Origin of the sequence: Halorubrum sp. Ea1, from assembly GCF_002252965.1 — an archaeon.
Taxonomy (GTDB): domain Archaea; phylum Halobacteriota; class Halobacteria; order Halobacteriales; family Haloferacaceae; genus Halorubrum.
Window position 1 is genome coordinate 314 of record NZ_NHPG01000063.1, and the last position, 423, is coordinate 736.

The following is a 423-nucleotide window of genomic DNA, read 5'->3' on the forward strand; positions in this document are numbered from 1 at the left end:
GGTGCTCCGCGAGGGCGACACCGTGATCCTGGAGTCGACGGTTCCGCCGGGGACGACCGAGGAGCGAGTGCGACCCGTCCTCGAGGAGTCGGGGCTCGAGGCCGGGACCGATTTCGGACTCGCGCACTGTCCCGAGACGGTTCTCCCGGGGAACATCCTCGCGGAACTCCGCGAGAACGACCGTATCGTCGGCGGTATCGGTCCGGAGTCGACCGAGCCCGCCGTCGTCGGGTCCTCTGCGGTCCGAATCGCCCCGTCGACGAAGGAGTCGTACAGCTCGACGGCGGGCTCGGTCGACTCCGGACCGATACCGCCGACGATACGGTCGTTCTCGCGGAGTTCCGCGAGGATGTTCCCCGGGAGAACCGTCTCGGGACAGTGCGCGAGTCCGAAATCGGTCCCGGCCTCGAGCCCCGACTCCTC

General features: G+C 69.0%; 1 pseudogene. It reads left to right on the plus strand.

Features of this window, described 5'->3' with window-relative positions:
• Nucleotides 1-226 (plus strand): annotated as a pseudogene (locus DJ73_RS21355) (nucleotide sugar dehydrogenase); the annotation flags it as partial.
• Nucleotides 227-423 lie beyond the last annotated feature (197 nt).